Genomic DNA, 14,711 nt, shown 5'->3' on the forward strand with positions numbered 1-14,711 from the left:
CCGGAGGAGCGACATATTTTTATACATTCTTAATATATGTTGCTCCTCTGGAGCTTTTTTTATTTGTCTTATTTAAAATCTATAAATATTTTACCCCGCTGAGGTTTTACACATAGAATAAATTTTGCAAATATTTGAGAAGCAAAAAAGCTGTCCTTTTGAAACAGCTTTTTAATTTTTATGATTTTAAAAAGGAATTAATATCATCGAAATACTTTTCTCTGGCATCAAGCCATCCGTAATGTTTAGAATGTTCTAATAAAATCAATTTCGAATTTGGAAAAGTCTTGTGTGCCAATTCTCCAATTTCATTGCTGATAATATCTTCTTTTCCCTGAATAATTAAAACAGGATTTTTGAAATTCTTCAGTTTAGATTTACAGTCAAAATTCATTTTCTGCATGTCCGACCATAACAAACCATTGATTGTCGAATTTCCCTGAGTTAATCTTTCGGCAATAATCGGAATAAATTTTTGATCGTAAACATAGGCCGGAGCCATGGCGCGACCACGTCCGAGTCTTGCTTTGTGAGATGTATCGCCTTTTTCGATTTTGTCATTCCAGTAATTCATAGAATCTATTTCAACTTTCGAAAGATTCGATTCGATTAAATTCGGGCCTTTCAATAAAGATAAATCTACACCTCCAGAAGAAGATAAAATCAATTTATTGATACTGTTAGGATAAATAGTTGCGTAATATGAACCCAACATTCCTCCAAAAGAATGCCCGAGAATATTCCATTTTTTGATTTTAAGATGTTTTCTCAATGATTCAATATCATCAGCCATTAAACGAATAGAGATTGTCTTAGCGTCTAATTTTGAAAGTTTTGATTTTCCGGTTCCTCTTTGGTCGTAAATAATCGTTTGCTGATTTTCGCCCAAAGTTTTTGCCATATCTTCAAAACCATTACTGTTCATTCCCGGGCCGCCGTTTATAATTAAAAGCGGTTCACCTTTTCCGAATGTTTTGTAATATGTTTTGCTTCCGTCGTTATTTACGGCATAACCTTCGGTTTGCGCGTAAATATTTGCCAGAAACAATAAGAAGCCAAAGAGAAAAATCTTTTTCATCAGGGAATTATTCATTCATCAATGTTTCAATCTCATCAGCCTCAACAGGAATGTTGCGCATCAAGTTGAAAGGTTCTCCTTTTTCCTGAACCACAACGTTATCTTCTAAACGAATTCCGAATTTTTCTGCTGGAATATAAATTCCCGGTTCAACTGTAAAAACCATATTTGGTTTCATTGGTTCGTGAAGCAATCCGTAATCGTGCGTGTCAAGTCCCATGTGGTGAGAAGTTCCGTGCATGAAATATTTTTTGTAAGCAGGCCATTCTGGATTTTCGTTCTGAACATCGGCTTTGTCTAATAAACCTAAACCAAGTAATTCAGAAGTCATGATTTTACCTACTTCAATGTGATATTGTTTCCAAAGTGTTCCTGGCGTAAGCATTTTTGTCGCTTCGTTTTTTACTCTCAAAACTGCATTGTAAACCGCTTTCTGACGATCTGTAAAACGTCCAGAAACTGGAATTGTTCTCGTCATATCGCTTGAATAGTTTGCATATTCTGCAGCAACGTCTAATAATAACAAATCACCTTCTTTACATTGCTGGTTGTTTTCGATATAATGTAAAACATTTGCATTGTTTCCAGAAGCGATAATTGGCGTATATGCAAAACCTTTAGAACGGTTGCGAATGAATTCGTGAGCTAATTCGGCTTCAACTTCATATTCCGTAACATTTGGTTTTACGAATCCTAATAATCTGCGGAAACCTTTTTCTGTGATATCACAAGCGTGCTGAATCAAATCGATTTCTTCGCTTTCTTTTACAGAACGAAGTCTTTGTAAAATTGGGTTGCTTTTTGCAACATTGTGTGCTGGATAACGTTCTTTCCACCATTTTACAAAACGAGCTTCGCGGGTTTCTGTTTCAACAGTTGCGCGGTAATGTTCGTTTGTGTTAATGTACATCGTATCGGCATACGTCATCATTTCGTTCAAAATTTTATGAAAATCCTGTAACCAATAAACGGTTCTAATTCCAGAAACCTGAAAAGCACGTTCTTTAGTCAGTTTTTCACCTTCCCAAACAGCAATATGATCGTTGGTTTCTCTCAAAAAAAGAATTTCTCTCTGGTGCTCATAAGGCGCATCTGGAAACAAAAGCAAAACGCTTTCTTCCTGATCTACACCGCTCAGGTAAAAAATATCACGGTGTTGTGCAAATGGTAAAGTACTGTCGGCACTAATTGGGTAAATGTCATTTGAGTTGAATACTGCAACAGAATTAGGTTTCATTTCAGCCATGAACTTTCTGCGGTTTTTTACAAAAAGAGCGCTGTTTATTTGATGATATTTCATAATTATTTCGTTTTTGAACTTTGAATTTCAAAATTAATGATTTTTGAATTAGTGGCGTATAGCAGATTTATTAAAGTTTTCTTATTTGTTTTGGTTCTAATTTTTTGGAGTTTATTTAACCGCAAAAGGCGCTAAGGTTTACGCAAAGAGCGCAGGAGATTTTGCTCGCAAAGACGCGAAGCCACAAAGTTTTTTGTTGCAAAGAACACAAAGTATAAGTTTTGTTTTGTCTTCCTGAGCGAAGTCGAAGGATCGCAAGTAACTCCACAAAGATTGTCTGTTTTGTCTCACGCAGATTTAGCAGATTTTTTCTTTTAGAAGTTGCAGATATACACAATCTTGTCATTTCGACGAAGGAGAAATCTTCACAAGTAACTCCGCAAAGAATGACAAAACAATAAGCATAAAAAAACCGAAGCTTTTGAAATTTCAAAACTTCGGTTTTTCTTTTTATAAAATAAATTTCTATTTCTTATCAAGTAACTTCTCCAAATAAGCAACTTTATCTTTTTCAGCCTGAATTAACTGTTGATAAAGTTTTTTATTCTCTTCGTATGATTCAATAAGTTTATCCAGCGGATTAAATGTGCAATTGTTATGATTTATAGAAGAAGAACCATTATCATATGAATTTCCAATAATATTAAAAACAGCATCCTCAGAAAAATTTTTAATAGCTTCTGCTGAAACTCCCAAAGCTTCCGCAATTTTCTTTAGTTTTTCTTCATCAACACTTTCGCTTCCTTCAATAATCGAGATCGATTGTTGGTTTGTACCAATTGCAATAGCAAGCGCTTCCTGCTTCATATCTCTCAGTTCTCTAATTCGGCTAATGTTTCTGCCGATATGTTTTGGTTTTACTGTGCTCATGATTCAAAGATATTTAAAATTCTGTTACCTTATTTGGTTTGTGTAGAAAACAAGGTTTTTCTTGTGAGATACAAATTGTAAATCTTTTCGCAGGTAAAAATACAACTTTTCTGACTATCGTTTGATTTTGAATTTAGAATTACGTAATCTTGATATTCAAAAAAACACTTCGAACAATACCAATAAAATGCAGAATTCCAATTTTAAATTAACGACAATAGCCGAAATCAAAACCAAATATCCTTTTTTAACTGAGGATGAAAAGTTTGATTATTTTGATGAATGGGAAGACGAAGATTTTTTTCTAACGGCAGAAGAAAATGCCAATTTTGAAGGAAATTTTTATTTAGACCTTTATGAAGATAAAGAGAAAAAATGGCTGGCTAAATTGCTAAATCTTCCGGCTAAAAAAATTGAAGAAATAAGAATTGAAGGCATTTTTATAAACGGAAATCTTTCTGTAAGCGGTTCAATGATTAATGCCGAAGGCGATTATGGACCATATATTTTTATCAACGGAAATATAAACTGCCAAAGTCTTTTACTTGGCGGTGCCAATGTTGAAGTAAAAGGAAATGTTACAGCAAAAGAAGTTGTGATGACGTATTACAATCATGGAAGTTTTAATTGTTCGGGTTCTATAAATTCACCAGTTTTTATCGTAACAGATCACAATACAGCATTTGCAGAAAGAAAAAATGATTTGTTTTATTATAATGATAGAGATGAAATTGATCCGAAAAATGAATGTGAATATGATGATGAAACCGATGAAGAAATTATCTCAAACGAACTTCGCAAATTACTTGATAATCCGTTAATTGAAACTTTTGAAGAATTAGAACGAGATTTAGCAAGAGGCGAATTGGTTTTAAAACAAAATAATCCGCCCGCTAAAACCTATGAATATTGGCGCGATCGTGTTTTGACAAATTACAGAGATCTTAAACTAGTTCCGAAGCAATTTAAAACCGAAGAACTCTGCAATTTGGCATTGAATATTACATTTCACGCTTTGCCGTTTGTTGATCAGGATTTTATAACTTTTGAACTCTGCGAAAAATTAGTCAATAAAGATGGTTTTGCAATTCAGGTAATTCCTGATGAATTTATAACGAAAGAACTATGTTTTAAAGCGGCAGAAAACGGTACAATGCTGAGATTAATTCCAGAAGATTATTATTCGGAAGAATTGATTTTGTTAGTTTTTAAAAACGGAAGACATGAACCCGATATCAACGATGTTCCTTCTCAATTTATAACAGAAAATCTTCTTGTAGAATATGTGAAAATTGGAAAAGGACTGTGGCTGGATAAAGCCTGTAAAGCAACTGGAATTGATAAACTACAGGTTTTAAAACAAGTAATCGATTCAGGAATAGAATATTTGGAGAATATTTTTGGAAATCATTTTAGTAAAGAAACCGTTGAATATGCTTTTTCTGTTTATAAAAATGATGAGGAGTGGAATAAATATGTTCAAAAATACAAACAGAAATTTGAACGACTTGAGAAATGAAAGAGCTATTAATAGAAAGCAAAGGAATAAGAACCAAAGAATATTTTATACCGCCTTTCGAACTTAAAAAAGGAGAACTGCTTCTCATTCACATATACGGAACAGCTTACTTTTATGAAATGAAAGCTGAGTTAGTAGATATTTTTACAGGAAAAATACAACATGAAAATATAAAGATAGTACAGCCCTTAACTTTTGCAGAGAATTTTAAAGAATCAAGATTTGTACGCATTTTTAATTCTATAACAGTAAGTAGATACTTAAAAAGAAATACAAATTTGCATGAAGACTCAGAGCCAAAAATCTTTGAAGAAAACGGTATCTCTAAAAAAGACAAAGTAAAAAGCCTTGATTATAGTCAAAAAAAGTTACTTTCTTTATATTCTCTTTTTACGAAAACAAGAAATATAGTTTTTGATTTAAGTGGAGAAGGTCCTGTTGGAGCTATAAAAACATTTGATTTTGTTAAAGATCAAATTAAAAATGATGGTGCCGCAATTTTAATTGATTGGGCGGGAAGTGATGTGAAAGATAAATGTTCAAAAGTTGTTACTATTGAATGGCTTATTGAACCTAGAAAAGGAACTTTATTATAAAACCTGCAAATTAAAATGGTTGGGAGAATTTGTTTAAGCTAATTGATTTTTAAGATGAAAGATGAAAAAACTAAAATCAGAAAAATACAAAATCAAGATCTAGATTTCGTTTACAAAGCAATCTGCGAACTCGAAAAGGAAATTCTAGATTTTGAATTTTGCTGAGAAAAATAACCTAAAAAGTATCGAAGTAACGACAAATAAAAAACGTGTAGAGAATGTCGCAATTTATGAGAATTTGGGTTTTAGGTTAAGTCATAATAAGTTTACGATTTATAAATAAAGAATTATCAGTCTAGTTTGTCATTTCGACGAAGGAGAAATCTTCACGAGAAGCTCGGCAATGATTGGCTTGTTGAAACGGAGTTACTTGCGAAGATTTCTCCTTCGTCGAAATGACAAGATTGTGAAAAAATAATTAGGATGAACAAACTAAATCCATCAATAAAGCATCATTTAGTAATTGCCATTCTCATTAGTTTATGGCTTTTCGTTTTTGCTTTTGTTATAAAACCTTTTGATGACGGAACCATAAATTTCAGAGTTTGGTTTTTAATCAGTTTTGGTTTTAGTGTAATGGCATTTTTGTGTTATGGTCTTTTAGCTTTTATTCAAAAAAGCTTTTACAAAAGAATAGGGAAGTGGAATATCAGTTTAGAAATAACAGCCATTTTTCTATTTTATGTACTGTATTTAATTGGAGTTTTTGCTTTTTATAAAAGTCCAATTTTAAATGGTGGATATGATTTTTCAGAATTCTTTTTGATAATCTTTATAAAAGTCGCTTTGATTTTGACACCTGTAATTATTCTCGCAAGAAGATATTTAATTAAACTTATTCCAAAGGAGAAAGATGTTTTGCTTTTTAGAGGAGAAAACAGATTGGATATTCTAAAAATCAATAAAGCTGATTTGGTCAGTATTTCGAATGCACAAAATTATATAGAGATTTTTTATATCGAAAATAATAAACTCCATTCGAAACTTATTCGATCTTCTCTCAAAAAAGTGCTTGACGATTTTGGATTTTTGGTTCAAATACATCGTTCACATTTAATAAATCCATCACATTTTAAATCTTGGAGAAATGCAAATACAATTATTTTAACTCAAATTGAACTTCCGGTTTCGAAAAATTATAAAGATGTTTTATTGGCATTGTAATTTCATACCTAAAATAATACATTTCGTACCTAAGTCAATAAAATAAAGCTTTCAGATAAATTTTCATTCTAGTTTTGCTTCATCAATTTTTAAAACAAATTATGAAAACAAAACATTGTTGCCTAATCGGATTACTGTTTTTTCTAACCAGTTATTTATTCTTTTCTAAACTTTTACCAAGTTTAAGCGAATCTATAGATTTTGCGCATTGGTTTAATTTAATTGGAGCTTGTTTTTTGCTTTCGTTTAATGACGCATTTCCAAAAACAAAGACAAATAAAGTAGCTTCTGTTTTGACAGCTTTAGGCATTATAGCTCATATCGGACTTTGCACAATCGATTTTATAATGTCAAGTTACGGAAATAATGAAACTGCAAAAGAAGCATTAGGTCAGCATATCAGCAATTCACCATTAATTTTTTATCCGTTTGTGGCTGTTGGTCCATCTTTACTTTTTCTTGGTTTGGCTTTGCATGCATTTACTTTTATAAAAACAGAAACTGTAAAGTCTTTAATGGTAATTGTTGGTTCGGCTGCTGTGGGATTTTCCTTTTTTGCTTTAAAAAATGAAATTTTGATGGTTTTGAGTTGTGCGGTTTTTGTTTTAGGATTGGGGTTGTTGCTTTATGTGCCAAGAACTTTGTCAAAGTTTTTTTAACACAATCTTGCCATCCTGAGCGAAGTCGAAGGACGCGTTAGTTGCTCGACAAAGATTGGATTATTGTTGCAGAGCTGCTTGTGTGTCCTTCGACTTCGCTCAGGATGGCAAACTGTATGGTATAGAAACAAAAAACCGAAGCATTTGCTTCGGTTTTTTGTTTTAATTTCTTACTCTGGATTTTCTAATTTTTTTAATTTTTCGGTCAGGTATTCAATCTTTTCATTTTTCAACTCTATAATTTCAAGTCTTGCCTGGGCAAGTTCTTTGTAATCTATATTTGAATTTAATTCGGCATTTTGAGTGCTGATTTTTAACATAGATCCTTCGCCTGTTATCATCCAATTGGCATCAATATCAGAATATCTTTTTAATAAATTTTGAATAGGTGTAATTCCTGCATTTGTTCTTTGTTTACAGATTTCTGTAAATAAAGATGTGCTTATGTTCAGTTCCTCTGCAAATTTTTTAGGATTTGATACCATGTTTCGATCCTTTAAGTAATTGTAAACCTCTAAAAATCTTTTAGTTATATCGTTCATTAAGAAAATCTTTACAGAATTTTGTATTTGTATGCATTTACTTACAGAATTATGTATATATTTGCTACAGTGATAAACAAAGGTATAAATAAACTTTTTTGTTATGACAATCGAACAAATTAAAAAGAGCACAATTTATGGGGATTATACTTTGCTTGCCCTTGTGTTGGGTATTAAGGTGCCGGCTGCTAAAATGAGGTTTCTTCGAGGTGATGAAACAGCAACAAAAGTCTTGATTAAAATTATAGCTAATCGCGAGAAATTAATTAAAGAATTTGTGGCAGAAGATAAAAAACGAATGCACAAACAATAGACATTTTATGTCAAAAATTAAGAATAATAAAGATAAGTGAAATGAAGAAAATTACGTTTTTAGTATTGATGATTCAAAGTGTGTTTGTCTTTGCACAAACCAAGACAGTAGTTACCATGTATGGAGAAAAAGTTACCATAAACCCTTATGTAAATAACGGGCTTACAGCTAATAATGGTTATATTCAGCTGGGCGGTGCTTTAACACAGCCTTCGGTTTTAACTACAACGAGTGCTTTTACTCTGGCTTTAAAAGGACTGCAAACGGGTGCTGCAGCAGATAATCTTGTAGTTGCAGATGCTAATGGTGTTTTAAAAACAATTACAAAAGAGACTTTATCAAACGGCTTTGCAAAAGGTTCTCTGTTAAGTACAAATGCTACTATAGCAATTACAGGCGGAACAAACAAATTATTTGACGGTGATGCCATTATTGATATTGCGCCGGGAGTATCAAATACAACGCTTACTACAAATAGCGCCGGAAAAGTGGTTTGGTCTGCAGGTTTACCATGGATACTTGACGGGAATAATAATGGAGCTGTTAAGTCTATTGGAACTAATGATAATTTTGATTTGCCAATAGAGACAAATAATGTTGAAAGAATGCGTGTTACTTCTACTGGGCAGGTTTTAGTTAATACAGCTACAGCTTTAACAGGAGGAGCAAATACAAAATTGCAGATCAATAATGGTACTACAGCTGGAGCTTTGCAGATAAAAGATGGAACACAAGTGGCTGGCAGAGTGTTAACAAGTGATGCAAATGGTGTAGGGACTTGGCAACCTAATATTGGAACCCAAACTTCTAATTATAAAAGCTATTACTGTAATATTGGCAGTGATTTGATGCTAAACTATGGTGTCTCCAATTCGCTTCCTGGAATTGATTCATACACCGCACCTAATACCGGAAAATATGAATTGATTTTTCATTCGTTTTTTGTTAATGATGGGTCAGTTGCTGAAAATAAATCTTTTTATGTGCAGATATTTATAAATGGAGTATTGTTTTCAAGTGATGAAACATATTATTATACTGCAGCAGGTGGTTATTTAAATATTCATTATCCAGCTATTTTTCAAGCAAATGCAGGAGATGTTGTAACGTTGAAAATTGCAGCAGTTGTGGGGGCGCCATTAAGGGTATCATCAGCTTTTGCGTCTAGAAATCGTTTAGATGTTATTTTTCTAGGAGTTTAATTTTGGTTGTAATATTTAATGTCTTTCTGTTTAAATAGAGGTTAAAGTAATTTATAATATTGTCATTGTGAGGAACGAAGCAATCTCAACGCGTTTATTATTGTTAGTGTGGTTGCTTCGTTCCTCGCAATGACAAACTTTGTGTTATAAAAAAAAANCGAAGCAATTGCTTCGGTTTTTTTTTATTGGAATTTTTTAATCAATCCATTTATAATAACGAGCTCCAATTAAAACAGGAATCTCTTTTTCGATTCTGTCTAAAACCCATTCGTTTTTTGGAGTTCTTACGCTTTGTTTTTGTTCTTTTTTATGAAGGCTTTCGTAAGTGTTGAAATCAATTTCTGTGCTTTCAGCTAAATTTTCAAAAAGCTTTACGTTTTCTAAAGCTGATTTCCATTCTGGCTGAATCGTTCCTTCAAAAACTTTCGATTTTGATCCGCTTCCATAAGCCAGGAAACCAAATTTAGTTCCTGCAACATCTTTGTTGGTATCATAAAAATGAGCCAAAGTCGATAGCAATCCCATGAAAATAGAACCAGTGTAAAGGTTTCCTATTAAAGAAGAAGCCAATTCTGCAGGTTGTAATTTTTCGGTTACAAAACTTCTGTAATCATCAGATTTTGCTACTTCTTTAATTTTTGTCTGATAATCGGCTGTCGCAATATCATCAGCGATAATTTTTTCGGCACTGTCTAAAGCGTAGATTTCAGATAACATTCTTCTTCCCTGAAAAGAATATGGCAGGTGCATTACGATACTGTGCCAAGTGTTATAAAGAGTTTCGGTAGTGTTTTTTAATTTTTTGAATGAAAAGTAAGCATTGCGCGTACGATCCATATAACATTGGTTGGAATATTGTCCGTCAAAAACCGGCTGGTCTTTATGGATTTCGATTTCGGCTTCTAAATTATCAAACCAAGAATCGTTGCTGGTGTTTTTAGTGATTTCTTCTTTAGAGATGGTTCTGTATGGTTTAAAGAAATCGAAAACGCCTTTTGTGCTTGTTGCCCAATTGTCATCAAAAGCAATAATTTTTGGGTCTGAGGTAATCAGCATTGCAACTGCTCCGGCACCTTGCGTATATTCTCCGCCAGAGTTTAAGTCGTATTTTGCAAAATCAGAAGTAACTACGATTGCTTTTTTTGCTGGATTTAATTTTACGAAATCAAGACAGTTTTGCATCGCGTCAACTCCGCCAATGCAGGCAAAAGTAAAATCTACAACATCACATTCTGCTAATGAATCTTCGCCAAATTTTTGCTCCATTAAGCTGATTAAATAAGAAGCAATTGGTTTAGAGCTGTCGATGCTGCTTTCGGTACCAACATAAATTCGGCTTATTTCTTTTAAGTCAATTTTATTATCAATGACAAGCTTGGTTAAAGCATTTGCTCCAAAAACAACAGCGTCCTGATGAACGTCCGGGAAAGTCATTTTTAGTAATCCAAGACCTTTTTCTAATTTTTCTGGTTCAATATTTCTGGCAATGGCCAAAGTTTTTATGGGTAAATGTATGTTTGCTACATCAAAAGATATAGCATCAATTCCTGTTTTCATTCTTAATTTTTTGAGCCGCTAAAGGTAAAACTATGTTGCGGAATGACAATTTTTTACTTTGATAAAATTCCGGACATAGAACACTTTTGAAGAAAACAAATCAAAACTTTGAATAAAATAACAATATGATAAATTTTTAGTAATCTACTTAGAATAGATTTTTTCTTTTAAGGCTTGAAAAGCATTGCTTTGGGGCTTCTATAGTAAATTATTTTTAAGCAGCTCAATTATTGTACGTAAAAGTACGTATGTTTAATCTATTTTAAAATCATTATAAATAACAGCGAAATGGTTGTAGTTCTTTTGTAATTGAGTTATTTTTGTCTAATTTTTTAAAACAAACTACTTAAACACTTATGGCACAATCTGCACTATTGAATGCTTCCATCTTAAAGAAAGTAGCTATGGCTCTTTCGGGAATATTCTTAATCACGTTTTTAGCGCTGCATGTTTCCTTAAACTTTATTTCTATTTTGAGTGAAGACGTTTTTAACGAGGCTTCTCACTTTATGGGATACAATCCGCTGATACAATATGTAATGCAGCCAGTTTTGGCATTTGGAGTAATTTTTCATTTCGTAATGGGATTTGTACTTACTGCTCAAAACAGCGCGGCAAGACCAATTGCATATGCTAAATACAACGGAGCTGCAAATGCTTCTTGGAGTTCTAGAAATATGATTATTTCTGGATTGGTTATTTTGGCTTTCTTAGGATTGCATTTCTATGATTTCTGGTTTCCTGAAGTTAGCTATAAATATATAGCTGGTACGGCACCAGATGCTACAAGGTATTATGGAGAGTTAGTTCATAAATTTCAAAGCCCGGTTCGTACAGCATTATACTGTGTGTCTTTCATCCTTTTAGGATTTCACTTATGGCACGGGTTTGCATCTTCTCTTCAATCTGTAGGGATGCACAACAAATACTCTAGATTTTTAGCGAAAGTAGGTTACTGGTTTGCAGTGGTAGTTCCTGCAGCTTTCGTAATTATCGCTTTATTTCATCATTTCAAACAATAATTAATATCAATTATAATGGCATTAGATTCAAAAATTCCAAATGGTCCTATAGCGGACAAATGGACAAATTATAAAGATCATATTAATTTAGTAAACCCTGCTAACAAACGTAATTTAGATATTATTGTAGTTGGTACAGGTTTAGCTGGAGGTTCAGCTGCGGCTACTTTGGCTGAGTTAGGATACAACGTAAAAGCATTCTGCTTCCAAGATTCTCCACGTCGTGCGCACTCTATTGCTGCACAAGGAGGTATCAACGCTGCAAAAAATTATAAAGGTGACGGTGACTCAGTTTACAGATTGTTCTACGATACTGTAAAAGGTGGTGACTACCGTGCACGTGAGGCAAACGTTCACCGTTTGGCTGAGGTTTCTGCAAATATTATCGACCAGTGTGTGGCTCAAGGTGTGCCATTGGCTCGTGAATATGGCGGACTTTTAGATAACCGTTCTTTTGGAGGAACTTTGGTTTCTCGTACATTTTATGCACAAGGACAAACTGGACAGCAATTATTGTTAGGAGCTTATTCTGCAATGAACCGTCAGATTGGTCGTGGAAAAATTAAAATGTACAACCGTCACGAAATGCTTGACATTGTAATCGTGAACGGAAAAGCGAGAGGTATTATCGCTCGTGATTTAATTACAGGAAAAATAGAAAGACATTCTGCTCACGCGGTAGTAATTGGTTCTGGAGGATACGGAAACGTATTTTTCCTTTCAACAAATGCTATGGGAAGTAACGCAACAGCAGCTTGGAAAATTCATAAAAAAGGAGCGTTTTTCGCAAATCCTTGTTACACACAAATTCACCCAACATGTATTCCGGTTTCAGGAGATCACCAGTCAAAACTGACTTTGATGTCTGAATCTTTACGTAATGACGGTCGTATTTGGGTTCCAAAAAACTTGGAAGATGCAAAAGCTATTCGTGAAGGAAAGAAAAAAGCAATTGATTTATCTGAAGAAGAAAGAGATTATTTCTTAGAAAGAAGATATCCTGCTTTTGGTAACTTAGTTCCTCGTGACGTTGCGTCTCGTGCGGCTAAAGAAAGATGTGATGCTGGTTTTGGTGTTAACAAAACGGGTGAAGCAGTTTATTTAGATTTTGCGGCGGCTATCGAACGTTACGGAAAAGAAGCTGCCCACGTAAAAGGTTTGAATGAAAATGACAAAGCTTTAATTACTAAATTAGGAACTGATATCGTAAAAAGTAAATACGGAAACTTATTCCAAATGTACTTGAAAATTGTTGACGAAGATCCTTATGTAACACCAATGATGATTTACCCGGCGGTTCACTACACAATGGGAGGAACTTGGGTTGATTATAACTTGATGACTACAATTCCTGGATGTTTCTCAATTGGAGAATCTAACTTCTCTGATCACGGAGCAAACAGACTTGGAGCTTCTGCTTTAATGCAAGGTTTAGCTGATGGATATTTCGTATTGCCATATACTATTGGAGATTATTTAGCTCCGGATATTAAAATGGGACCAATTTCTACAGATTTACCAGAATTTGTTGAAGCTGAAAAAGCGGTTGTAGATCAAATCAATAAATTTATCAATAACAACGGTAAACATTCTGTAGATTATTTCCACAAAAAACTTGGAAAAATCATGTGGGATAAAGTAGGTATGGCTCGTAACGCTAAAGGATTAACTGAAGCTATCGAAGAAATTGCTGCTTTACGTGAAGAGTTTTATAAAGATGTAAAAGTTCCTGGAAGCCCTTACGAATTTAATCAGGAATTAGAAAAAGCAACTCGTGTTGCCGATTTCTTAGAATTAGGAGAATTGTTCGCTAAAGATGCTTTACACCGTAACGAATCTTGTGGAGGTCACTTCCGTGAGGAATACCAGACAGAAGAAGGAGAAGCACTTCGTGACGATGATAACTTTGCATACGTTGCAGCTTGGGAATACAAAGGAAAACCAAGTGATGCCGTATTACACAAAGAACCACTTAATTACGAAAACATTAAATTAGTACAGCGTAGCTATAAATAAGAATTTGGTCGAAAGCCCAAAGTCTTAAAGTCAAAAGGCAGAATGTGCCAAGCGACTTTCGACTTTCGACTTGATGACTTTCAAACTCAAACAGTATGAAACTTACATTAAAAATATGGCGTCAAAAAAACGCTCAAGATAAAGGAGGGATTGTAGAATATCCTATTGATGGAATCGAGCCGGATATGTCTTTCCTTGAAATGTTAGACGTTCTTAACGAAGGTTTAATTAACAAAGGAGAAGAGCCTGTAGCATTTGACCACGATTGTCGTGAAGGAATCTGCGGAATGTGTTCTTTATTCATCAACGGTGAAGCGCACGGACCAGACAGAGGTGTTACAACTTGTCAGTTACACATGCGTATGTTTAAAGATGGCGATACAATTTTTATCGAACCATTTAGAGCAAAAGCTTTCCCGGTAATTAAAGATTTAGTTGTTGACAGAAGTTCTTTTGACAGAATTCAGCACGCAGGAGGATTTATCTCTGTAAATACTTCAGGAAATACAATCGACGCGAATACTATTCCAATTCCAAAAGACGACGCAGATAAATCATTTGATGCTGCAGCTTGTATTGGATGTGGAGCTTGTGTTGCAACTTGTAAAAACTCTTCAGCAATGTTATTCGTTTCTGCAAAAGTTTCTCAATATGCATTATTACCACAAGGTAAAGTTGAAGCAACAGACCGTGTATTAAACATGGTTCACCAAATGGATTTAGAAGGTTTTGGTAACTGTACAAATACAGGAGCCTGCGAAATCGAATGTCCAAAAGGAATTTCGCTTGAAAATATCGCACGTATGAACCGTGAGTATTTAGCAGCAAGCTTGAAAGGATAATACGTACAATTTAGTATATTTAAAAAACGCT

14 protein-coding genes are annotated in these 14,711 nt (G+C 33.8%); 9 read left to right on the plus strand and 5 right to left on the minus strand.

Annotation, left to right across the window (positions count from 1 at the left end; genetic code table 11):
• Positions 1-178: 178 nt before the first annotated feature.
• The 3 genes from ACTJIW_RS10020 to ACTJIW_RS10030 all read right to left on the minus strand — a co-directional run bounded on the left by ACTJIW_RS10020 (position 179) and on the right by ACTJIW_RS10030 (position 3,248).
• Positions 179-1,093, minus strand: a complete 915-nt coding sequence (locus tag ACTJIW_RS10020) for an alpha/beta fold hydrolase (protein ID WP_440716167.1) — start codon at positions 1,091-1,093, stop codon at positions 179-181.
• Positions 1,086-2,378: an aminopeptidase P family protein gene (locus tag ACTJIW_RS10025; RefSeq protein ID WP_073410374.1), complete on the minus strand. Its 1,293-nt coding sequence runs from the start codon at positions 2,376-2,378 to the stop codon at positions 1,086-1,088. Before ACTJIW_RS10025 ends, ACTJIW_RS10020 begins: the two co-directional genes overlap by 8 nt.
• 465 nt (positions 2,379-2,843) lie before the next feature.
• Positions 2,844-3,248 carry a helix-turn-helix domain-containing protein gene (locus ACTJIW_RS10030; RefSeq protein ID WP_121359924.1) on the minus strand — a complete coding sequence of 135 codons (405 nt, stop codon included), beginning with the start codon at positions 3,246-3,248 and terminating at the stop codon, positions 2,844-2,846.
• 127 nt (positions 3,249-3,375) lie between these two features.
• On the opposite strand from ACTJIW_RS10030, the gene ACTJIW_RS10035 reads away from it, so the two are divergent.
• The 4 genes from ACTJIW_RS10035 (at position 3,376) to ACTJIW_RS10050 (ending at position 7,186) form a co-directional block, all read left to right on the plus strand.
• The gene (locus ACTJIW_RS10035; RefSeq protein ID WP_440716166.1) at positions 3,376-4,767 is read left to right on the plus strand and encodes a polymer-forming cytoskeletal protein; all 1,392 of its coding nucleotides are present in this window, start codon (positions 3,376-3,378) and stop codon (positions 4,765-4,767) included.
• Complete coding sequence (locus tag ACTJIW_RS10040; RefSeq protein WP_012022773.1) at positions 4,764-5,363, plus strand: hypothetical protein; 600 nt, start codon at positions 4,764-4,766, stop codon at positions 5,361-5,363. Before ACTJIW_RS10035 ends, ACTJIW_RS10040 begins: the two co-directional genes overlap by 4 nt.
• 423 nt (positions 5,364-5,786) lie before the next feature.
• Positions 5,787-6,527 carry a LytTR family transcriptional regulator DNA-binding domain-containing protein gene (locus ACTJIW_RS10045; RefSeq protein WP_440716165.1) on the plus strand — a complete coding sequence of 247 codons (741 nt, stop codon included), beginning with the start codon at positions 5,787-5,789 and terminating at the stop codon, positions 6,525-6,527.
• Between the two features lie 101 nt (positions 6,528-6,628).
• Positions 6,629-7,186: a hypothetical protein gene (locus tag ACTJIW_RS10050; protein ID WP_440716164.1), complete on the plus strand. Its 558-nt coding sequence runs from the start codon at positions 6,629-6,631 to the stop codon at positions 7,184-7,186.
• 170 nt (positions 7,187-7,356) lie between these two features.
• On the opposite strand, the gene ACTJIW_RS10055 is transcribed toward ACTJIW_RS10050, so the two are convergent.
• Positions 7,357-7,728 (minus strand): hypothetical protein, encoded by a 372-nt coding sequence (locus ACTJIW_RS10055; protein WP_073410381.1) that lies wholly within the window; start codon positions 7,726-7,728, stop codon positions 7,357-7,359.
• Between the two features lie 103 nt (positions 7,729-7,831).
• Between ACTJIW_RS10055 and ACTJIW_RS10060 the strand changes: the two genes are divergently transcribed.
• Positions 7,832-8,041, plus strand: coding sequence for a hypothetical protein (locus tag ACTJIW_RS10060; RefSeq protein WP_044047456.1), 210 nt, complete (start codon positions 7,832-7,834; stop codon positions 8,039-8,041).
• 41 nt (positions 8,042-8,082) lie between these two features.
• On the plus strand, positions 8,083-9,243 hold the full coding sequence (locus ACTJIW_RS10065; RefSeq protein ID WP_440716163.1) for a hypothetical protein: 1,161 nt from the start codon (positions 8,083-8,085) through the stop codon (positions 9,241-9,243).
• A gap of 195 nt (positions 9,244-9,438) precedes the next feature.
• Here the strand turns inward: ACTJIW_RS10065 and ACTJIW_RS10070 are convergent, their stop codons facing one another.
• Positions 9,439-10,800 (minus strand): hydroxymethylglutaryl-CoA synthase family protein, encoded by a 1,362-nt coding sequence (locus ACTJIW_RS10070; protein WP_440716162.1) that lies wholly within the window; start codon positions 10,798-10,800, stop codon positions 9,439-9,441.
• Positions 10,801-11,156: 356 nt separating this feature from the next.
• Here ACTJIW_RS10070 and ACTJIW_RS10075 point away from each other — a divergent pair, with 356 nt between their 5' ends.
• From ACTJIW_RS10075 to ACTJIW_RS10085, 3 genes are all read left to right on the plus strand, one after another.
• Complete coding sequence (locus tag ACTJIW_RS10075) at positions 11,157-11,822, plus strand: succinate dehydrogenase cytochrome b subunit (RefSeq protein ID WP_073410388.1); 666 nt, start codon at positions 11,157-11,159, stop codon at positions 11,820-11,822.
• A gap of 15 nt (positions 11,823-11,837) precedes the next feature.
• Positions 11,838-13,838 (plus strand): fumarate reductase/succinate dehydrogenase flavoprotein subunit, encoded by a 2,001-nt coding sequence (locus tag ACTJIW_RS10080; RefSeq protein ID WP_012022765.1) that lies wholly within the window; start codon positions 11,838-11,840, stop codon positions 13,836-13,838.
• A gap of 95 nt (positions 13,839-13,933) precedes the next feature.
• The gene (locus tag ACTJIW_RS10085) at positions 13,934-14,680 is read left to right on the plus strand and encodes a succinate dehydrogenase/fumarate reductase iron-sulfur subunit (protein ID WP_012022764.1); all 747 of its coding nucleotides are present in this window, start codon (positions 13,934-13,936) and stop codon (positions 14,678-14,680) included.
• Positions 14,681-14,711: the final 31 nt, after the last annotated feature.

Source organism: Flavobacterium sp. 22659 (assembly GCF_052044235.1).
Classification (GTDB): domain Bacteria; phylum Bacteroidota; class Bacteroidia; order Flavobacteriales; family Flavobacteriaceae; genus Flavobacterium; species Flavobacterium johnsoniae.

Coding starts and splice junctions, on each gene's coding strand:
- ACTJIW_RS10020 (WP_440716167.1), bottom strand. CDS start 1,093: ATGAATAATTCCCTGATGAAAAAGATTTTTCTCTTTGGCTTCTTATTG.
- ACTJIW_RS10025 (WP_073410374.1), bottom strand. CDS start 2,378: ATGAAATATCATCAAATAAACAGCGCTCTTTTTGTAAAAAACCGCAGA.
- ACTJIW_RS10030 (WP_121359924.1), bottom strand. CDS start 3,248: ATGAGCACAGTAAAACCAAAACATATCGGCAGAAACATTAGCCGAATT.
- ACTJIW_RS10040 (WP_012022773.1), top strand. CDS start 4,764: ATGAAAGAGCTATTAATAGAAAGCAAAGGAATAAGAACCAAAGAATAT.
- ACTJIW_RS10045 (WP_440716165.1), top strand. CDS start 5,787: ATGAACAAACTAAATCCATCAATAAAGCATCATTTAGTAATTGCCATT.
- ACTJIW_RS10050 (WP_440716164.1), top strand. CDS start 6,629: ATGAAAACAAAACATTGTTGCCTAATCGGATTACTGTTTTTTCTAACC.
- ACTJIW_RS10055 (WP_073410381.1), bottom strand. CDS start 7,728: ATGAACGATATAACTAAAAGATTTTTAGAGGTTTACAATTACTTAAAG.
- ACTJIW_RS10060 (WP_044047456.1), top strand. CDS start 7,832: ATGACAATCGAACAAATTAAAAAGAGCACAATTTATGGGGATTATACT.
- ACTJIW_RS10065 (WP_440716163.1), top strand. CDS start 8,083: ATGAAGAAAATTACGTTTTTAGTATTGATGATTCAAAGTGTGTTTGTC.
- ACTJIW_RS10070 (WP_440716162.1), bottom strand. CDS start 10,800: ATGAAAACAGGAATTGATGCTATATCTTTTGATGTAGCAAACATACAT.
- ACTJIW_RS10075 (WP_073410388.1), top strand. CDS start 11,157: ATGGCACAATCTGCACTATTGAATGCTTCCATCTTAAAGAAAGTAGCT.
- ACTJIW_RS10080 (WP_012022765.1), top strand. CDS start 11,838: ATGGCATTAGATTCAAAAATTCCAAATGGTCCTATAGCGGACAAATGG.
- ACTJIW_RS10085 (WP_012022764.1), top strand. CDS start 13,934: ATGAAACTTACATTAAAAATATGGCGTCAAAAAAACGCTCAAGATAAA.